Source organism: Bartonella sp. EBT8 (assembly GCF_055796165.1).
Genome location: NZ_JBTTDJ010000002.1, coordinates 20,654 through 38,773, shown reverse-complemented (window position 1 = coordinate 38,773; position 18,120 = coordinate 20,654). Strand labels below are relative to the sequence as shown.

At 37.8% G+C, this 18,120-nt stretch carries 15 protein-coding genes; 7 read left to right on the top strand and 8 right to left on the bottom strand.

The window, feature by feature from the left end; all coding sequences use genetic code 11:
* Nucleotides 1-107 precede the first annotated feature (107 nt).
* From ugpA to AC0QT4_RS02025, 3 genes are read left to right on the top strand one after another with little or no spacing between them, the layout of a single operon-like run.
* Nucleotides 108-992 carry a sn-glycerol-3-phosphate ABC transporter permease UgpA gene (gene ugpA, locus AC0QT4_RS02035; protein WP_473200068.1) on the top strand — a complete coding sequence of 295 codons (885 nt, stop codon included), beginning with the start codon at nucleotides 108-110 and terminating at the stop codon, nucleotides 990-992.
* A gap of 10 nt (nucleotides 993-1,002) precedes the next feature.
* Nucleotides 1,003-1,854: a sn-glycerol-3-phosphate ABC transporter permease UgpE gene (gene ugpE / locus AC0QT4_RS02030; RefSeq protein WP_473200067.1), complete on the top strand. Its 852-nt coding sequence runs from the start codon at nucleotides 1,003-1,005 to the stop codon at nucleotides 1,852-1,854.
* A 2-nt stretch (nucleotides 1,855-1,856) separates the two neighbouring features.
* Nucleotides 1,857-2,903: a sn-glycerol-3-phosphate import ATP-binding protein UgpC gene (locus AC0QT4_RS02025; protein WP_473200066.1), complete on the top strand. Its 1,047-nt coding sequence runs from the start codon at nucleotides 1,857-1,859 to the stop codon at nucleotides 2,901-2,903.
* A gap of 99 nt (nucleotides 2,904-3,002) precedes the next feature.
* Here AC0QT4_RS02025 and AC0QT4_RS02020 read toward each other — a convergent pair whose 3' ends face one another.
* The 3 genes from AC0QT4_RS02020 to AC0QT4_RS02010 all read right to left on the bottom strand — a co-directional run bounded on the left by AC0QT4_RS02020 (nucleotide 3,003) and on the right by AC0QT4_RS02010 (nucleotide 6,827).
* The gene (locus AC0QT4_RS02020; RefSeq protein ID WP_473200065.1) at nucleotides 3,003-3,725 is read right to left on the bottom strand and encodes a glycerophosphodiester phosphodiesterase; all 723 of its coding nucleotides are present in this window, start codon (nucleotides 3,723-3,725) and stop codon (nucleotides 3,003-3,005) included.
* A gap of 132 nt (nucleotides 3,726-3,857) precedes the next feature.
* Nucleotides 3,858-5,414 carry a glutamine-hydrolyzing GMP synthase gene (gene guaA, locus AC0QT4_RS02015; protein ID WP_473200064.1) on the bottom strand — a complete coding sequence of 519 codons (1,557 nt, stop codon included), beginning with the start codon at nucleotides 5,412-5,414 and terminating at the stop codon, nucleotides 3,858-3,860.
* 126 nt (nucleotides 5,415-5,540) lie between these two features.
* Nucleotides 5,541-6,827 carry an RsmB/NOP family class I SAM-dependent RNA methyltransferase gene (locus AC0QT4_RS02010; protein WP_473200063.1) on the bottom strand — a complete coding sequence of 429 codons (1,287 nt, stop codon included), beginning with the start codon at nucleotides 6,825-6,827 and terminating at the stop codon, nucleotides 5,541-5,543.
* A gap of 508 nt (nucleotides 6,828-7,335) precedes the next feature.
* On the opposite strand from AC0QT4_RS02010, the gene AC0QT4_RS02005 reads away from it, so the two are divergent.
* Nucleotides 7,336-7,485, top strand: a complete 150-nt coding sequence (locus AC0QT4_RS02005; RefSeq protein WP_473200062.1) for a hypothetical protein — start codon at nucleotides 7,336-7,338, stop codon at nucleotides 7,483-7,485.
* Nucleotides 7,486-7,647: 162 nt separating this feature from the next.
* Here the strand turns inward: AC0QT4_RS02005 and guaB are convergent, their stop codons facing one another.
* The 3 genes from guaB to AC0QT4_RS01990 all read right to left on the bottom strand — a co-directional run bounded on the left by guaB (nucleotide 7,648) and on the right by AC0QT4_RS01990 (nucleotide 12,678).
* On the bottom strand, nucleotides 7,648-9,147 hold the full coding sequence (gene guaB / locus AC0QT4_RS02000; RefSeq protein WP_473200061.1) for an IMP dehydrogenase: 1,500 nt from the start codon (nucleotides 9,145-9,147) through the stop codon (nucleotides 7,648-7,650).
* Nucleotides 9,148-9,294: 147 nt separating this feature from the next.
* The gene (locus AC0QT4_RS01995; protein ID WP_473200060.1) at nucleotides 9,295-10,866 is read right to left on the bottom strand and encodes a phospholipase D-like domain-containing protein; all 1,572 of its coding nucleotides are present in this window, start codon (nucleotides 10,864-10,866) and stop codon (nucleotides 9,295-9,297) included.
* Nucleotides 10,867-11,280: 414 nt separating this feature from the next.
* Nucleotides 11,281-12,678 (bottom strand): sigma-54-dependent transcriptional regulator, encoded by a 1,398-nt coding sequence (locus tag AC0QT4_RS01990; protein WP_473200059.1) that lies wholly within the window; start codon nucleotides 12,676-12,678, stop codon nucleotides 11,281-11,283.
* 253 nt (nucleotides 12,679-12,931) lie between these two features.
* On the opposite strand from AC0QT4_RS01990, the gene omp10 reads away from it, so the two are divergent.
* Complete coding sequence (omp10, locus tag AC0QT4_RS01985; RefSeq protein ID WP_473200058.1) at nucleotides 12,932-13,291, top strand: outer membrane lipoprotein Omp10; 360 nt, start codon at nucleotides 12,932-12,934, stop codon at nucleotides 13,289-13,291.
* Nucleotides 13,292-13,556: 265 nt separating this feature from the next.
* On the opposite strand, the gene AC0QT4_RS01980 is transcribed toward omp10, so the two are convergent.
* Entirely contained in the window at nucleotides 13,557-14,549 is a 993-nt protein-coding gene (locus tag AC0QT4_RS01980) for a KpsF/GutQ family sugar-phosphate isomerase (protein WP_473200057.1), read from the bottom strand.
* A 40-nt stretch (nucleotides 14,550-14,589) separates the two neighbouring features.
* Complete coding sequence (gene galU / locus AC0QT4_RS01975) at nucleotides 14,590-15,480, bottom strand: UTP--glucose-1-phosphate uridylyltransferase GalU (protein ID WP_473200056.1); 891 nt, start codon at nucleotides 15,478-15,480, stop codon at nucleotides 14,590-14,592.
* A 273-nt stretch (nucleotides 15,481-15,753) separates the two neighbouring features.
* Between galU and AC0QT4_RS01970 the strand changes: the two genes are divergently transcribed.
* Both AC0QT4_RS01970 and AC0QT4_RS01965 read left to right on the top strand, forming a co-directional pair.
* Nucleotides 15,754-17,010, top strand: a complete 1,257-nt coding sequence (locus AC0QT4_RS01970) for a lytic murein transglycosylase (protein WP_473200055.1) — start codon at nucleotides 15,754-15,756, stop codon at nucleotides 17,008-17,010.
* 15 nt (nucleotides 17,011-17,025) lie between these two features.
* Nucleotides 17,026-18,093: an SGNH/GDSL hydrolase family protein gene (locus tag AC0QT4_RS01965; RefSeq protein ID WP_473200054.1), complete on the top strand. Its 1,068-nt coding sequence runs from the start codon at nucleotides 17,026-17,028 to the stop codon at nucleotides 18,091-18,093.
* Nucleotides 18,094-18,120 lie beyond the last annotated feature (27 nt).

Genomic DNA, 18,120 nt, shown 5'->3' with positions numbered 1-18,120 from the left:
GGTTTAATTATTATCGTAAATATCAAAAGATCAGCCAAACAGTTAAGCCTTTTTAGTTGTTTTTTGTTCGCCCTTCTAAAGTCTCTGTATTTAAAGAACCCATAAGAATGCAAGAAAAACAAGTATATTTCAAAAATAGTCTGCTTCCCTATTGGCTGCTCTTACCTCAGCTCATTGTGACTTTTTTGTTTTTCTTTTGGCCTGCTGCTCAAGCAATAAAATCATCTTTCGAGCGTGAGGACCCTTTTGGATTTACGACAACCTTTATTGGTTTTGAAAATTATGTGACAATCCTCTCTGATTCTGCTTATATAAAATCACTTCTTACAACGGCGGTCTTTTCTATTTCTGTTACTGTTGTTTCCATGTCGCTATCACTTCTTTTAGCCGTCTGTGTTGATCGCGTTATCCGCGCAAAAAAAGCTTACACCACACTTTTACTTTGGCCTTATGCTGTTGCTCCAGTATTGGCAGGTATTTTATGGTTGTTTATCTTTCATCCAACGATTGGAGTTATCCCGTTTCTTTTGGCGAAAATAGGAATCATATGGAATTATCGTATCAATGGTATGCAAGCCATGATCCTTATTGTGATTGCAGCTAGTTGGAAACAAATTTCCTACAATTTTCTTTTTTTTCTTGCAGGACTCCAGTCTGTTCCACGTTCCCAAATAGAGGCAGCAGCAATTGATGGTGCTAGCCCTTTTAAACGCTTTTGGACTGTGGTTTTTCCTCAAATTTCACCGACAACTTTTTTCCTTCTTATCGTTAATATTCATTATGTTATGTTTGATACATTTGGTATTATTGATAACATAACCTCTGGAGGTCCTGCACGTGCCACAAGTACCCTCGTCTACAAAGTCTATGATGATGGTTTTAGAAATCAAATAATAGGAGCATCAGCAGCACAATCAACAATATTAATGTTGATGGTTATTGTTTTAACGTTTATTCAGTTTCGCTGGATTGAACGTCGTGTGCAATATTAGGAAGCGAATTATGGTTGAAAATCGCCCTATTTTGAAATTTCTAACTCATCTCATTCTCATTATTGGTATTCTTATTATTTGCTTTCCAGTTTATGTTGCCGTTATCGCATCAACCCATAGTTCAGCAGCATTTAGCTCAGGAACACTTCCTCTTTTACCAGGAAATTACACTCTGGAGAACTATAAAACAATCTTTGGTGATGGCCTTGCGCAACTTGGTCTGCCAAAGCTGTGGCCACTTTTAATGAACTCACTCATCATGGCGCTTGGTATTAGCATCGGAAAAATTATTATTTCGCTCTTTTCTGCTTATGCAATTGTTTATATGCGCTTCCCTTTCCGAAAAACTGCTTTTGTCCTCATCTTTATCACTTTGATGCTCCCGGTTGAAGTTCGTATTATTCCAACATACGCAGTTGTTGCACAATTAGGGATGATCAATACCTATGGTGGTATGATTATTCCACTCATTGCCTCTGCAACTGCTACATTTTTATTTCGCCAGTTTTTTTTAACTGTTCCTGATGAACTCTTAGAAGCGGCTCGTGTTGATGGTGCAGGACCGTTTAGATTTTTTAAAGATATTCTCCTTCCTCTTAGTAAAAGCAATATCGCCGCTTTATTTATTATTATGTTCATTTATGGGTGGATACAGTATCTGTGGCCTCTTATCGTGACAACTGATCAAAATCATCAGACTATTCTTATTATTTTAAAACAGCTTGTCGTAGAGTCACTTCAACATGATCCTCAATGGAATATACTCATGGCAGTATCGGTTGTTGCTATGGTACCACCTGTTCTTGTTGTCATCTGCATGCAACGGCTTTTTATCAAAGGCCTTATTGAAACGGAGAAATAACTGTGGCCATAATCCAGTTATCAAATATAAAAAAACAGTATGAAAACGGCATTCTGGTCATAGATGATTTAAACTTAACTGTTGCTGATAAAGAGCTTCTTGTTCTTGTCGGTCCTTCAGGATGTGGTAAATCAACTTTGTTACGCATTATTGCAGGGCTTGAACAAGTCACTTCAGGTGAGCTTTATATTGATAACGAGCGTATCAATGACCGTGAACCAGCTGATCGTGATATTGCTATGGTTTTTCAAAATTATGCCCTTTATCCCCATATGACAGTTCGTGGAAATCTAGAATATGGTCTTAAGAATCGTAAAACACCTAAAGATGAAATAAATAGACGTATCACATACGCGGCAAAACTTTTACAAATAGAGCCATTCCTTGATCGTAAACCACGACAATTATCAGGAGGACAACGACAACGCGTTGCAATGGGGCGTGTGATTGTTCGCCAACCACGGGTCTTTCTCTTTGATGAACCGCTCTCAAACCTCGATGCAAAATTGCGGGCGCAAATGTGTATTGAGATTAAAACTCTGCAGCGCTCATTGGGTACAACGAGCCTGTATGTTACCCATGATCAACTGGAGGCTATGACATTAGCCGATAGAATCGTTGTCATGAATAATGGCGCTATAGAGCAAATCGGAACGCCAATGGAAATTTATGATTATCCAGCAACAACATTTGTGGCTGATTTTATTGGTTCTCCTCCTATGAACTTTCTTGATCGCCAAATCCTAGAAAAACACTTAAATCATTCATTGTCTTATAGTGAAGAAACTGATCTTTTAGCCTTTAGACCAGAAGTAATCTTGTTGGGAGAATACCCAGATCAAGGACCTGTCTTTCACACACAAATTGAACTTATCAAACCTGTCGGAACAGGATGCCATGTTTTAACACGTTGGAATGGCAATATTTTCACTATTGAAATAAAAGAGCGGATTACAAGCGACTATGGCGAAAAATTAAGTTTTACTGTTGCTCATCAAAATTTTCATACTTTCAATAAAACCACTGAAAAACGCACAAATATTAAATAAATAGAGTAAAGGCTTTGCTCTTATAAGCAATCTCAGTAAACGCTTCTTACGTTCAAGATCATTTTTAAAGCAAGACATCTTTTGTATTATAGATGTGTGTTATTTCTTTGTACGCAACTGTAAAGCTAAATCAGGTTGATCTGTTGTGATATAATGTACAGGCATATCAAGCCAATGCGATAATCGAGCTCTTCCATTAATGGTCCATACCCCTACAGTAAAACCAGCATCAAGCGCAGATTCAATAAAGTGTCGTGAGACTATGGAGCCATCTAAACTTAGATCAGAATACCCCAATTTTTTCCACTCAGAAAAATGATGATACATATCACCTTCAAAGCTATCAATGCAGGGACCAGATGTTATACCTGCTTCAATGAAGGGACGAAGGCTTACAGGATCAAAACTAATTGCAGAAACCCGATCTTCTAAATTTCGGTTTCTTATCAACGCAAGCGCTTTTTGCGATAAAATCATTTCACGCTCAACTTCACCACATGTTTTAATTTCAAGATGCAGTGCAACATTGGTTGGTGCTAAAAGATCAAGAAGTTCCTCTAATAAAGGAGGAGATTCACTACTCCCTTTTATACAAAGTTGTTTGCGTGTTTCATTATCAATATCGTGAATATATCCGGCTTTGCCAACCAATTGTTCTAAACGAAAATCGTGAAATACAACCACTTCACCACTTTTAAGCAGATGAACGTCGCATTCAACCTCATCCACTCCCAATGCAATTGCATGACGAAATGCTGAAAGAGTATTTTCGGCATAAAGATGCGCTCCACCACGGTGTGCAACAATTTTTTTCTTAGACATGCAAAACTTCATACTTTTCAAGTTTAAATGATATTTGCTAAGATACAAGCGGATAATCGTTTTTTAAAGCCTATACAAGATAAATAATAATTTAAAAAAGCTCTTTTTTAAAAGATTTAAACTTTATTCCAATTACTCCCATTCAATAGTACCAGGAGGCTTTGAAGTTACATCATACACAACACGATTAATACCTCTAACTTCGTTAATAATACGTGCCGCTGTTTTGCTTAAAAACTCCATATTATAGGGATAAAAGTCTGCCGTCATTCCGTCCACAGATGTTACAGCACGAAGAGCACAAACAAATTCATATGTGCGTCCATCACCCATCACACCAACAGTCTGAACAGGAAGAAGAACAGCAAAAGCCTGCCAAATTTCATTATAAAGACCTGCTTTACGAATTTCATCAAGGTAAATTGCATCCGCCTCACGTAAAATTTCTAATTTTTCCCGTGTCACTGCCCCTGGACACCGAATTGCAAGACCGGGACCTGGAAAAGGATGGCGACCAATAAATTGCTCAGGTAATCCTAATTCTCGCCCTAGCGAACGAACCTCATCCTTAAAGAGCTCACGCAACGGCTCTACAAGTTTCATCTTCATCCGTTCCGGCAATCCCCCTACATTATGGTGACTTTTAATTGTTACTGACTGACCAATTGCTGAAACACTTTCAATGACATCTGGATAAAGCGTGCCTTGCGCTAAAAATTCTGCGCCGCCGATTTTTTTAGTCTCCTCTTCAAAAACTTCAATAAAAAGGCGGCCAATCGTTTTGCGCTTTTTCTCTGGATCTGTCTCTCCCTCCAGAGCATTGATAAACATATTAGCGGCATTAACGTGAATAAGCTCTATATTATAATGATCTCGAAATAATGTAAGAACTTCTTCAGCCTCATTCTTGCGCATCAACCCATGGTCCACAAAAATACATGTCAGTTGATCTCCTATTGCTTCATGAAGAAGTACCGCCACAACGGATGAATCCACTCCACCTGAAAGACCACAGATCACGCGATTTTTCCCAACTTTTTTCCGTATTTTTGCAATTGCTTGCTCACGATAAGAGGCCATTGACCAATTACCTTTAAGACCAGAGATTTTATAAACAAAATTTTGCAAAAGCTTTGTACCATCCGGTGTATGAACAACTTCAGGATGAAACTGCACTGCGTAAAGGTGTCTTTTTTCATCGGCAATAGCAGCATAGGGAGCACCTTTTGAGGTTCCTATGACACGAAAACCTTCTGGTAGTGTCGTGACACGGTCACCATGACTCATCCATACTTGATAACAAGAGCCTTTTTTCCATATACCGTCAAAAAGTGCACTCTCTTCTTGTACTTCCAAAAAAGCGCGTCCAAATTCACGCTCAGATCCAGCTTCAACTTTTCCTCCAAGTTGAACACACATGACTTGTTCACCATAACAAACCCCAAGAATAGGAACTCCAAGTTCAAAAACTTCCATTGGAGCACGTGGCGATCCCTCATCGAGAACGGAATAAGGACTCCCTGATAAAATAACCGCTTTAGGTCTTATCCGCTTAATACCTTTTAAAGCCAATTGAAAAGGAACAATTTCACAATAGATACCCATTGCTCGTACCCGCCGCGCGATAAGTTGTGTCACTTGTGAACCAAAATCAATAATAAGAACAGTGTCTGAATGTGAGATGCTCATAGAAAACCAATCAATAATTGTACCAATGCAATTTATTATTCAATCTTTCCCTTTTCACAAGCCTCTTTACTTGAGAAAAATACTTTTCTCGTAAAAAGTTAAGATAAAAAATGCAAAAAACAGATATCAATGTTTTTTTTGTAACACAGACAAAAAGAAACCATCTGTTTTTGTTGTTGCTGGCGATAAGTTAAGTCCGTAATTTGAAAAGATTGGCTGTATCGATGAAGAACTAAAATGTTGCTGCCAAAGTGCATGCATATTTATGGGATAAAAATTGGAGTGCTGTTGAAGAAAATGTGAAATTTGTTCCTCATTTTCATCCACAAAAAGAGAGCACGTAATATAGACTAAACGCCCATTTGGTTTAAGATAATCTATAGCCTCATTCAAGATAGTCTTCTGTTGCGTTTGGCGTTGCCTTACCTGTTCTAATGTCAAACGCCACTTTGTATCTGGTCGCCGCCGCCATGTTCCTGTACCACTGCACGGTGCATCTAGTAAAACTATATCCATCTGCCCTCTTAACGGCTTTAATTCTGCTGCATGACTTCGTGGTTGTACATTACAAACACCAGCACGTCGTAGACGATCAAAAATAGGAGCTAAGCGAGCTTTGTCTGAATCATAAGCATAAATTTGCCCGTGATTTTTCATACAGGCTGCTAAAGCCAACGTTTTTCCACCAGCCCCAGCACAATAATCTAAGATCCGCATATTTGCTTTTGCTTCGACAAGATAAGCAACAATCTGAGATCCAAGATCCTGTATTTCAAAGTGCCCTTGTTGAAAGGCAAATTCCTTTTGAACATTGGGATGACGCTCAAATTTTTCAATCGGTGCAATTCTTAAAGCTTGCGGAAACCACGACAACGACTGAGCTTTGGTTTTCATAAGATCTTTCAGCACCTTCTCCGGCGTTGCCTTCAAGCTATTCACACGTAAATCTACAGGAGGACGTGTTGCTAACGCAGCAGCTTCAATGACCCAATTATCTGCACATACAGGAAGAAGATGTGCTTGACACCACTGAGGAATATCACCACGAATATAATCTGGTGCATCAACTAACCGCTGTTTTTTCCATGATTGACGTTGCCTAACCCCTAAGAGCCGCGGGGCAAATCGATCTCCTTCTAATTCACTATCAATTTGTTCAATTGTCATTTCTCCCGTATCTAATAAGGTCCCGAAAACCATATCCCTCACATCATCACTGGCCAGACGCCATTGTAAAGAATAACGCCGTCTTAAAACATCATAAACAATTGTACCAATAGCTGCACGATCACTTACTCCAGCAAAACGATGTGAAAGCCCCCAAGATTTTAAAACTTCACTTGCAGAACAATGCCGTGTTTCTATCTCGCGTAGAATATCTATTGCCGCGCGCAAACGCCCACCTAAGCGCATTTATTTCTCCGATTTGAATTTTTATAAGTCTTTAAAGAATGTAAAAAATTATTTTTCTTAACTTCAATGATTTTTTTACCATGTAAAGTTCACATTGTACGATCAATGATTCTAATCATCGTTTTTTATAGAATTTCAAATTCTTTATTTCATATACTAATCATTCGTATTTTTATCATTTAAAATGTATGTGCATTCCTTTGATACAAAAAAGTAGCTTAGAACTTTAAAATCCTTTTTCCAATGTGCGTGTACAAAAGTCATAAAATCTTTATGATTTAAGAAATTAATTTTTCATAGTGCTCTATAAACAGCACATAAAATCAAATAGCTATCATTTTAAAATGCTTTCTTTCGTAAAAAATGGAAAAACACTTCTATCAAGACTCATACATCCATTTCTCTCCTGAAAAAATATTAACTTTTTAGAAAACACCTGGAACCACTACTTAGCATGACCGTTTTTATTGTAATGGCCTTAAGCCAGATAATTTAAAAGGAGAAAATAATGAATACTTACAATAATGGGAAAACAACTTCATCTAAAAGTCGTAACAATACAACACCCTCAAACAATGGAAAGAAATCCATCCAAAGTGATCAGACTAACACTCGCCAGCGTGCGTCAAAGACGGGGCGAAAGACTACAAAAAGCTAATTCCCTTAATTTCATATAACCTTTAGAAAGAATTGGGATATAAATCTCCAATTCTTTCCCTCTTTAGGATTCTTGCACCAAATCACAAAGAGAAAAATAGCAGCCTTTGTGTATTTTCTCAAAAGATTTACACCATACAACAGAACTATAAACTCTTACACATCAAACAGGACCCCGATAATTTGGACTCTCCCGTGTGATAGCAACATCATGTGTATGGCTTTCGTGGAGCCCAGCATTGGTGATACGAACAAACGTTGCTTTTTCATGAAACTCTGTTAAATCCTTTGCACCAACATACCCCATTGAAGCACGTAACCCACCAGCAAGCTGATGTAAAACCGATGCTATAGGACCTTTATAAGCCACTTGCCCCTCTACACCTTCAGGAACCAATTTAAGCTCATCGCGCACTTCATCCTGAAAATAGCGATCTGCCGATCCTCTCGCCATAGCACCTACTGATCCCATACCCCGATAGGCTTTAAAAGACCGCCCTTTATAAAGATAAACTTCACCAGGGCTTTCATCTGTACCTGCTAAAAGGGAACCAATCATAGCAGCACAAGCTCCACCTGCTAAAGCTTTAGCAAAATCACCTGAAGCTTTAATCCCACCATCAGCAATAATAGGAATACCAGCTTTTTCAGCAACTTCTACAGCATTAATAATAGCTGCAAGTTGAGGCACACCAACACCTGCAACAATTCGTGTTGTGCAAATAGAGCCAGGACCAATACCAACCTTTACCGCATCTGCACCACTATCAATTAACGCCTGCGTTGCTTGAGAAGTTGCTACATTCCCAGCAATAATAGCTGTAGAACACGCCATCTTTTTAATGCGCTCAACGGTGTCTAGCACACGTTGAGAGTGTCCGTGCGCTGTATCAATCACCAGCACATCTACACCTGCGTCAATGAGCCGTTCAGCACGCTCAATCCCATCATTCCCCACACTACTGGCAGCTCCAACACGCAAACGACCTTGAGAATCTTTCGCTGCATTTGGATTTAATTGTGCTTTTTCAATATCCTTAACGGTTATCAAACCAACACAACGATTTTGTTCATCGACAACCAATAATTTTTCAATACGGTGGTGATGTAAAAGATACTTCGCTTCACTGAGTCGAACATTTTCACGGACCGTAATCAAATTCTCATGCGTCATCAATTCATAGATTTTCTGTTTTGGATCCGATGCAAAACGCACGTCTCTGTTCGTCAAAATGCCAACAAGCTGTCCAGCAGTCTCACCTTTAACGTCATTTTTAACAACTGGAATACCTGAAATACCATGAGAGCGCATCAAAGCTTTCGCTTTTTCAAGGGTTGCATCTGGACCAATTGTTACTGGATTAACAACCATACCCGATTCAAACTTTTTTACCTGACGCACTTCTTCAGCTTGCTCTGCAGCAGACATATTACGATGAATAACACCAAGACCCCCAGCTTGAGCCATAGCAATTGCCAAACGCGATTCTGTTACAGTATCCATTGCAGCAGAAAGCAAAGGCAAATTTAGCGTAATATCAGCTGCAATACGTGTTCTAAGATCTACTTGGCTAGGCATAACAAGAGAATGACCCGGCTGTAAAAGCACATCATCAAAAGTCAGTGCCAATGCACCCGTTCCTGTTTCAACAATTTTTGCCATAGCCAAATTCCTTTTATAACAAAACACCGCAAGGTGTTTTAAACAACTGCGGTTTTCATACGTTGCGGATTGGCAAACAATTATGCCATGTTACAAAAAAAATGAAAAGAAAAATTAAAATAATTCTCCCATTATAGTTTATAAAATCTACAATTGTGATTCAATCGGTAACCAACTTATTATTTTAGCAAACGCACGGCGCCAAAAATTGCTTTCTGGCTCACAATCAACACTATACTGTTTTTCATTTTCAATAAAATCCCAATAAATACGATTATTATCACCAAGACGCAGATGATAACTCATTTCGCCTGTTGTTTCTTCAGAAAAAAGCAAATCTAACCTCGCTGTAATCGGTGCACATTCAAAAAGAATGCCCATTTCCGTATTCAGTGCCGCTGATCTAGGATCAAAATTTAAAGATCCAATAAAAGCAGTTTTACGATCAACTAAAAAAGCTTTGGTGTGTAAACTTGCCTTACTTGATCGAAAGAGTCGCAATCCTCGAGTATTTCCATCCGGTTTTAATTCATAAAGCTTAACACCATTTCTCAATAACGCTTTACGATACGGCACATAACCACCATGTACCAATGCTACATCCGTTGCAGCTAAGGAATTTGTAAGAATTTTGACATCAACACCCCTTGAAACCAATTTGCTAAAATTCTGCGTCCCTACCTTACCTGGTACAAAATAAGGTGACGTAATCTGAACTGTTCTTTTAGCCTCCCCTATAACTTGTGAAAGCGCCTTCATGAGCCAATTTCCTGCCTTTTTGCGCAATGCTTTTTCCGGAGGATCAGAAAGAACTACAACTTTATCTGCTAAAAATAACCGCTTTCCTGTTTGAATAAAACAGTCAAAATTAATATGCTCCTTGATATAATCTAAATAAACTTTTGCAACCTTGGAATCGCGAAATTCTTGTAATTTATTCTTCCAATAGCTAAAGTCACTGGTACTTTTAGGAACAACCAGAGTATGAATTGGTAAAACAACAGCACTATTCCAAAAATCATCAAAGATATTTTCCACCTTTTTAACTGAGGGACCGATTAACATCAAATCCAAATCTCGAAAATGCGATTCTTCACCAGCGTCAAAATAAGAATCTGCAAGGTTGCGTCCTCCTACAAAAGCCACTCGACCATCGACAATAAAAGCTTTATTATGCATTCTGCGTGTGACAGTAATTGCTCGCAATATAATCTCTAAACCACGACGTAAACCACCTTTACGTGATCGCCCTGGATTAAACATTCTCACCTCAATCTGAGGATGTTTATCTAGGGCAATATAAGCTGGATCACGAGCCTGAGCATTAATATCATCTAAAAGAAGGCGTACCCGAACACCACGATCAGCTGCTTCTACTATTTCACTTAATAATAAGCGCCCTGTTAAATCATCGTCCCAAATATAATACATCAGATCAAGGCTACGCCCCGCCTGTGCTGCTCCTATCGCACGAATACAAAAGGCATCCAAATTGCTGGTGATGAGTGAAAGGGCATCTTTATCAACTCCTAATCCATCTTTTTCTTTTGCTAATTTACTTACTATCCGATCAAACTTGGTTTCATCTTTCTTAACAGATAAGGCATAAGAACACACCCCCCTCGCACTTTTAACAAAACGCCCATATGTGTAAATCGCCAACATAGACGCAACAAAAAAAAATGCGATAAAACCGATAACAATCTGTAACAGTGTCAAAGAAAATCAACTTTCTATTTTTAAAGCCATTGCACCATCATCGATACCAGCCACAGCATTAAAATCAATAATCCCATCTTAATTAGATCCAATAGAATGCCATCTCTTGCTTAAGAGAATATAAACTCAATATCAATGATTATAGAATTTTAGTTTCAGGACTAAAAAAGTGTGAAAGTTATCTCTTCTCATTAAATGTAAAATGAGCTAAAATGGTAAAAATTGAAACAAGAAAAAAGACTTGAAAAGAACAGCACAAATAAAATCAATATTTATTGACTTTTTAAAATTATCGCCAATGTTTTAATTCTCTATAATAAAAAACATCTCTTCAAAAGATCCCCCTCCCCGCCACTGCTTTTACCAAAAAATACTGCATTTTTTCTAAAAAGCACACTTTTCATCAATAAAAATTCATTGTGGATTCTCTTTCTGTTCTCGGTTTTTTATTGCTTTCAATTCCTCCATTTTTCGATAAAGTGTAGAGCGACCGATATGAAGACGCCGAGCAATCTCGCTCATATGTCCCTTATAATGTTTAACCGCCTTCTCAATAATATCATGTTCCATCTCTGCAAAAGTGCGAACATGCCCATCAGAATTTAAAAGTTGTATTGATTCTTGTTTATGTCCTCTTTGAACATCGTTCTCAATGATATTTGGAACACTCATTAGCGGACTCCCCATTAATTGAGGAAAGTCCCTAACTGTTAACAATGGCCCCTCACTGAGTAAAACCGCGCGAAACAAAAATTTCTCAAGCTCATCCCGATTACCAGGCCAATCATACTGCATAAGCAATGAAAGAGCTGATCCAGCTAAACCATGGACATGTGATCGCCCTGTTTCCATAATAATGCGATCAATCAAATTTTGCGTAAGTTCTGGAAAATCATCTCTTAATTCCCGTAAAGCAGGAACGCTGATCGATAACTGAGAAAATTGTTCACATAAACTGCGCGAAAAATAACCCTCTTTCACCAAATCTGAAAGCCGCGATGTTGAAATCGTTATAAGACGAAAAGGAGGAGGATTATCCTTGGTTGCTTTTTCCCTCTCTTGAAGATAATTCGCCAAGCGCTTTTGCTGTATGGGCTCAAGTCGATCAACATCGCAAAGGCAAAGTGTTCCTTTCTCAAGAGAAGAGACCAATGGTAAAAACTCTTTAAACCACTGGCGATTTTCTTCTTCTGGATCAACAATAGCTGAACATTGAAAGCGAATAAAAGCGCCCTCCGATGACAAACCTTCATGGTGAATAATGCGCGCTAATGTTTCGCGATCAGTTCCATTTTCACCTTCTATCAAAAGATTTTGTAAGGAATCTGCTGCCTTCCTCGATTGTTCCAAAACTCTCTGCATTGGCCTGCTTTTTACACAGAGATCAGAAAACCGCAAATGATTCTCATTTTTTCGCCGAATATAACAAACTTCACGCTCTAATGCAGAAATAAGAGCAAGAATATCCAAAGTGACTCTCAACCGTAATGACGTAACTGGATAAATCCAATAATCAACAGCTCCAGCTGTTAAAGCTTTCTGGAGTAAGCTTTGATTCTCTTGTTGTGCTATCACAACAATAGGAACAGAAACACCAGCAACTCTAATCATTTTAATCAAATCACCCACACTCAAATCACTCATAGCGACATCAAGAAGTGCAAGCATAATATTTCTACGTCTGTGTAAAAGATCAATCGTACGTAAACCATTTTCTGCTTCAATGACACGGTGGCCAAAACCTCGGAGCATTGCAGAAAGCTCTATACGTTTTCCATAATCTTCACTCGCAACAAGAATAGGACCAACCATAATTTTAATAATCTCCTTTGAGACTACTAAACGGCTTAATGTAAAAATTGTTGTAAACCATAAGAAATATTTCACCTCTTGTGTTTTATCTACGGTATTTCATCAAGCTGTTAATTAAATACAACATTAAGGCATTTTTTTCCATTGTTTTGCTGTTTCATTGATTTTCATAAAATTTTTTATATTGACTCATGGAATAATTTAACAATGTTATAGAAGCTAAAAAGCAAAGTAACATAAATAGAGATAATAAATGAAACAGACCTGCCGTATTTTATGTCTTACAATCATCGCTTTAACATTAGGTGCCTGTGGTTCTTCACAATATTACAGGCAAAATGTACCAGATGGAATTGACGGTAAATGGATTGATGAAAATGGTATTATTTCTTCTTTTCGCAATGGCGTTTTTGAAACACGTGCAGCAGATACAGAAGAAAAACTATCAGAAGGGACATATAATTATGTTAGTCCTCAACATATAGAAATTGAAATACGCTCCATTCTCCGTGGAACAATATCGAAAGCCAATTGTATGATCTCACGCGATGCAACACATCTTTTCTGCACATCACATATAGGATCACAATTTTCTCTCAAGAGAAAATTTTAGATAAAATATAAAGCTAAAAATGCTATTCAATAGAGTGACGTATGTATCAAGAGAGGGCCCTTTTTCCTTTTGACACAAGTCTTCGTTAAGATACGCAACCTACTGATACCGCATTCTGACAATAAAATCTGCAAATATTATTGAATACAAAAGCACCTGTTTTTTCGAGAAACACCCATCGTTGCCATACAATAAAATTTTATCTTTTTGTTTTTGAATCTGTTTTATTCCAAAATAAAACTTTATCTGATGTGTGTACACCAACTTATGCCGCACCAATACGTAAAAGATCATGGAAATGAACAATTCCTACTGGTTTTTTGTTCTCAACCACAAAAAAAGCACCGATGTGATGATCATTAATAAAAGCTGTTGCCGCACCGACCAGTGTATTGGGCTCTACAATTTTAGGATTTTTTGTCATTATCTCATCAACATTAAATTTTGATAAGTTGAAGTGAATGTTGCGTGCAAGATCACCATCGGTCACAATCCCAATTAATTCACCTTTTTGATTCACAACACCAACACAACCAAAATGCTTTTCAACCAAAATATTCATCGCTTCAATCATAGTTGCTCCCTGCACAACCAAAGGGATGCGATCACCTTCATGCATAATATCACGCACATATTTTAAGCTTGCACCAAGAGAACCACCAGGATGATAAATTTTGAAATCCGTTGCCGTAAAACCACGCATTTCTAGAAGAGCAACAGCTAATGCATCACCCATTGCTAATTGCATAATTGTTGAAGTTGTAGGAGCAAGTCCGTGAGGACAAGCTTCCTCTATCTTTGGCAATAAGAGTACGATATCAGCTTGTCGCCCTAACACAGAGTGCTCACCCGATGTCATCGCAATAAGTGGTGTGCGAAAGCGTGCAGCATGATTAATAATGCCACTTAATTCCAAAGTTTCACCAGACCACGACAAGGCAAGAATAACATCATCGGGTCCAATCATACCAAGATCACCGTGATTAGCTTCTGCGGCATGAACAAAAAAGGCAGGTGTCCCTGTTGAAGCTAAGGTTGCAGCAATTTTTGTTCCTATATGACCACTCTTTCCAAGACCAGTAATCACCACATGACCATTAGCATTTCTAATAGTTTGAACAGCAGTTTTAAAGGAAGAAGAAAGACTTCCCAAAAGAGCGGTTTCAAGAGCTTCAAGCCCTCGCTTTTCACTCGCAAGCGTTTTTAGTGCTGATGTAATAGCACCCTGCAAAGCTATATGAGGAACTGGTATTGTCATAATTAAATTTGATAAATGAAATTAAAAGAGAGATCTACAATCATTTTTCAACCTTAATGATTTCTAGTAATTTTTTTAACGAAGCAGAAACTTGGCTACGCATGTCAGCACATGCTAAAGAAAATGCAACATTAGCTTCAATAAAACCAGCTTTAGAACCGCAATCAAAGGTGAGTCCTTCTAACTGGAAACCAAAAAAGTCCTGCTCATTTGAAAGCCTTACCATCGCATCTGTTAATTGAATTTCATTTCCTGCCCCTCGTTCTTGATTGGAGAGAATATCAAAAATTTCTGGTTGCAAGATATAACGTCCATTAATATATAAATTGGATGGTGCACTCCCTTTTGTTGGTTTTTCTATCATTTTTGTGATTTCAAAACCGTTTGCAATCTGTTTACCTTGTCCAACAATACCATATTTATGTGCTTCACTAGGATCGCACTCTTGAACGGCAATAATATTTCCCCCTCCGGTTTTCTCATAAAGATTGATCATCTCAGAAAGGCAGCCCTTTTTAGCTTGTATAAGCATATCTGGTAACAATAAAGCAAAAGGCTCATTCCCAACTAATTCACGCGCGCACCAAAGAGCATGTCCTAGCCCCAAAGGCTGCTGTTGCCGCGTAAAAGAAGTTGTCCCTGGTGGAGGCTGTAAACCGTGTAAACGCTCAAGTTCTTCTTTTTTACCACGTTCAGCAAGAGTTGTATATAACTCAACTTGGGCATCAAAATAATCTTCAATAACTGCTTTATTGCGTCCAGTAACAAAAATAAAATGCTCAATACCAGCCTCACGCGCCTCATCTACAACATATTGAATAACTGGCTTATCAACAACTGTTAGCATTTCTTTAGGAATTGTTTTTGTTGCAGGGAGAAAACGTGTGCCAAGACCAGCCACAGGGAATACTGCTTTCCGGATTTTATGCACTCTCACCTTCCTGCTCCTCATTGATCACATAACTCATTGATTTCATTTAATATATATTTTTACTAAATGGTAAAAGAGATATCTTATTGTTATTTTACCATTATAATGGACAGGAAAAAGATGCAAGGATGTGATAATGTATTAAAGATATTCCTTCAAAACAAATAACCTATTTCAACCTTTCTTATTCATTTGAATCTATCATTAATAAAACCACATATACAAATGAATTCTTGCACATAAAAATACTGAAATATTGAGGGGAATTAAAAAATGAAAAAAACAGAATCTAAAACTTTCTCTTCTTTAGAGAAATCGATAAGGTGGAAAACTCTTATTATAGGTTTGGCTGTTTTTCTTTCTGCTTTTTTAATGTTTGTTACATCATTTTTATATGCCGGTAATGGTTTTAAACACTGGATTAAAGAGTTTAAAAAAATAGCTCTCGCCAATAATATCTCATCTTCTACATTTGACATGGCTTTTAAAAATGTTAACGCAATTGATCCAGAAGTTTTAGAACGAGCTGCATACCAGCCAGAATTTGTTGATCATCCATGGAATTATTTTGATAATCGTGTTCATGATTTTGCTATTTCAGAAGGGCAACGCCAAGCTCAAAAATGGAAAAACTGGCTTCCTCAAATTGAGAAACGTTTTGGTGTTGACCGTAATATTCTCCTAGCCATTTGGTCAATGGAAAGTAATTATGGAAAAATTTTAGCAAATAAAAGTGTCATGCGTGATACCATTCGTTCACTTGCAACCCTAGCCTATGCTGACAAAAAACGTGCAAAATACGCACACACACAACTCATAGCTGCCATGAAAATTCTCCAACGTGGTGAAATTACACGTGCACAACTTACTGGATCTTGGGCCGGCGCAATGGGGCATACGCAATTTATTCCAAGCAGTTATCTCGCTTATGCCATTGATATGGATGGGGATGGACGACGAGATATCTGGAATTCTGTTCCAGATGCCCTTGCAACCGCTGCTAACCTGCTCCACATGAATGGTTGGCAACCTAACTTCCTTTGGGGAGTAGAAGTTAAATTGCCGCAAGGAAAAAATCTTCCTGGGGATTGGCATTCCTTTGAACAGTGGGCAAAATTAGGCGTAAAACACGCAAATGGAGAGCCCTTACCTTCATTATCTGAACAAGCAATATTGAAGTATCCAGATGGGCTAAAAGGACCTGTGTTCTTAGTAACAAAAAATTACTTTGTGCTTAAACATTATAATAATGCAGATCGCTATGCTTTAGCGGTCGCCCTTCTTGCTAACCGTATTGCTGGACACCCTGGACTGATTCAGGATTGGCAACGACCATTCAAACCTCTTACTTTCCATGAACGCAAAGAATTGCAATCACGTTTAATGGCGCTTGGCTATTATAAAGGAGAAATTGATGGCAAAATTGGCACCGTCTCTCGAAAAGCACTTAAAGATTTTCAACTGCGCCACGGCTTAACGACAAATGGATATCCAACCCCTGAAGTTCTCTTTCTTCTTCGAAAACAATAATTTGGAGTAAAGTGTTTGTCTTATTTCCGATCAATATACTTAATCTTCTTGCTTTTCTCTCTCTTCACTGTGAGTGTTATGCAACCGTCTCCAAGTAAAGCGACAAATTTTTTTAAGTGGTTGTTAGAACATAACAAACAAGAGCAACTACAACAATACCCAAAAATTATAGAACAGAAGAGATACAAACCACCCAAAAAAACTATAATACAAAAATCTGTAAAAAAGCTAAAAGAAGAAAATGCAAAACGTATTCTTGTCATAGGGGACTTTGTAGCTTCTGCTGTTGCCGACGCTCTTAAGAAGCTGTTTATCGATAAGAGTGATATCATCGTCATAAATCATACAATACCAAATTCTGGTTTAATCCGTACTGATCAAACTTCTTGGAAAAATAATATTTCTAAACTTATTGAGAAAAATAAACCCGATGCGACTGTTATAGTGATTGGTGCCAATGATAATCAAACAATAACAACATCTTATGGCATATTCAGTCCAATTCAGCCAGAATGGCTCAATATCTACAAACAAAGAATTTCCGAAATTGCTGAAGACCTTCACACTTCAGGAAAACCGTGGATATGGATGGGACAACCTACTTTTGGAAATGATGATTTGACACAAAAAATGAAAATCTTCAATGAGCTCTACAAGCAAGAAACAGAAGAAGCAGAAGGATATTTTGTCGATGTTTGGGATGGTTTCATTGATGAACAAGGGCAATTTTCTTTTTCAGGCTATGATATAAATGGAAAAGTTGTTAGATTACGCTCTCGTGATGGTATTCATTTTACTTCTGAAGGAAAGAGGAAACTTGTTTCTTATTTAGAAAAAAAATTGGAAAATATTTTAAATTTTCATACACTTTCCCATGAAAATTCACTTTTTATCAATGTTAACACGCCCAAAATTATGCAAGAAACACAGAATATTGAGCGTCAATCTCCAATAACCCTCCATGATATTGCACAACAAAATACTGGATTGCTCAATAAAATAGATCAAAGCTTTATAAAAAGATCATGGCTTCCAGCAAATGGTCATCAGAAAGACCGCGCTGATAATTTTTCTTTCCCTTGATACTTTTAAAACAGAAGCTTGTCATTT